The following is a 1,194-nucleotide window of genomic DNA, read 5'->3' as shown; positions in this document are numbered from 1 at the left end:
CCCGCCACCGGCCATCAACTGTGCAGCCTGGGCTTTATCCCAATCGTCGCCGGCAGCGCGCGCATCATCCTTCCATCGGCGTGCGGTGGAGTAATTGACGCCGCTCTTCATGGCGGCGACTTCGAGCGACAGTCGGTCGAACACGAATGCACGACGAACCTTGTCGCGGACTTCTTTCGGATAGGCCATCGGCGTTACAGGCCCAGCTTCGCGCGAGCGAACGAGATACCCATCGCGACTATGCCACCCGCCATTGCTCCGGCTCCGGCGCCAGCCGCAGCGCCATACTTGATCGCACGCTTCTCGCCATTGGCGACCCGTTCCTTCAGCTCGCTGACCCCTGCGTCGATCTTCCTCAGCAGCTTCATTTCGGGGCTGTCTTCCGCCTTGATGTCGCTCATTGCTTGTCCTGTTTTTTGTCCAGCTTGTTGTTGATGTCGGTCAGCTTCTGGTCAATGCTGCGCAGACCGTCTCGGAATTCATCGCGCATTGCCTGGTTCTCGGAGCGACGGACGTATTCGCGCGCCACCATCTCGCGAAACGCAGCGTGCTCGCGCTGGATACCAGCGTCCCGGGCTTCGTTGTCTTCCAACTTCTTCAGGACGCTGCGAATCACGACGCCGCCGAAGAGATTGACCGCCCCGAGCAGAAGCGTGATGACGCCCATAAAAATCGCAGCCGGATCGAATGTCACTTGCACGAGTACCTCCGTTTGATAACGCGCTCGCGGCGTTGCTGGCATTCGATGCAGAAGCGGCACCCCAGTACCGCGTGGCGACGCTCATCGGGAATCGGTTCGCCGCATGCATCGTTCTGACAAACCGACTCGGATTCAGCGGTGCTGCGTGCGGGCTGCGTCGCTGCCGCGATGGCGAGCGCGCGATACTGTTCTTCGATATTGCTCGCGTGGTCGAAGTCGTCCATCTATTGCTTGTCCTCTTGCTTGGGAAGCGCGGCCTTTACCGCCTTCAGTTTCAATTCAGTGCTTCGCGTGCGGGCGGCATAGTCGACGAACCAGGCGAGGACGTCGGCTTGTGATACCCCGGAGTCAGCGGCGGCATCGGCGTCGGGACCGACAACAGCAGAGGCGGGATCGGCGCTTGCCGGCACGGGGGAATCACCAGCGTCGGCGATGCCTGCTGCGTGGTTCCACACGCGGACAAAGCCACGGCTGAACACGCAACCAACGACAGG

Annotated in this window: 4 protein-coding genes and 1 pseudogene; all 5 read right to left on the bottom strand. The window is 61.4% G+C overall.

All coding sequences use genetic code 11. From position 1 onward, the window contains the following. On the bottom strand, nt 1–189 hold a 189-nt coding region (locus WS46_RS17255; protein ID WP_156443145.1), incomplete at its 3' end, for a DUF1804 family protein. 5 nt (nt 190–194) lie between these two features. Continuing rightward, nucleotides 195–401: a hypothetical protein gene (locus tag WS46_RS17250; RefSeq protein ID WP_059526301.1), complete on the bottom strand. Its 207-nt coding sequence runs from the start codon at nt 399–401 to the stop codon at nt 195–197. Beyond that, on the bottom strand, nt 398–700 hold the full coding sequence (locus WS46_RS17245) for a hypothetical protein (RefSeq protein WP_257127641.1): 303 nt from the start codon (nt 698–700) through the stop codon (nt 398–400). Before WS46_RS17245 ends, WS46_RS17250 begins: the two co-directional genes overlap by 4 nt. Next, nucleotides 691–924: a TraR/DksA C4-type zinc finger protein gene (locus WS46_RS17240; RefSeq protein ID WP_059531043.1), complete on the bottom strand. Its 234-nt coding sequence runs from the start codon at nt 922–924 to the stop codon at nt 691–693. The genes WS46_RS17245 and WS46_RS17240 overlap by 10 nt, the downstream gene beginning before the upstream one ends. Beyond that, nucleotides 925–1,194: pseudogene (locus WS46_RS36085) on the bottom strand (hypothetical protein); the annotation flags it as partial.

Origin of the sequence: Burkholderia sp. RF4-BP95 (assembly GCF_001521985.1) — a bacterium.
GTDB classification, from domain to species: Bacteria; Pseudomonadota; Gammaproteobacteria; order Burkholderiales; family Burkholderiaceae; genus Burkholderia; species Burkholderia diffusa.
Note: the sequence above shows the minus strand (reverse complement) of the source record. Positions and strands in the feature narration are given on the sequence as shown.